The 286-nt window shown below is 66.4% G+C and carries 1 protein-coding gene; it reads right to left on the bottom strand.

Annotated features, from left to right (window positions below):
* The coding region (locus NP777_RS47430; RefSeq protein WP_256656408.1) for an acyltransferase domain-containing protein at positions 1 to 286 on the bottom strand (286 nt) is incomplete at both ends.

Here is a 286-nt window from a genome sequence, read left to right as displayed (position 1 = left end):
CCCACCGCCACCATCGCGCCACCCTCCGGCAACGCCTCCATCAACCGACCCCGCGCCGCCACCAACACCACCGCATCCTCCAACGACAACACACCCGCCACATGCGCCGCCGTCACCTCACCAATCGAATGCCCACCCACCACATCCGGCACCACACCCCACGACTCCACCAACCGAAACAACGCCGTCTCCAACGCGAACAACCCCGCCTGAGCAAACACCGTCCGCTCCAACAACACCCCATCCCCGAACACCACCTCCCGCACCGAACCCAACACCCCACCCG

Source organism: Streptomyces rugosispiralis, assembly GCF_024505145.1.
Lineage (GTDB): Bacteria > Actinomycetota > Actinomycetes > Streptomycetales > Streptomycetaceae > Streptomyces > Streptomyces rugosispiralis.
The sequence above is the reverse complement of the archived record's forward strand: the minus strand, read 5'-3'. Positions and strand labels throughout refer to the sequence as shown.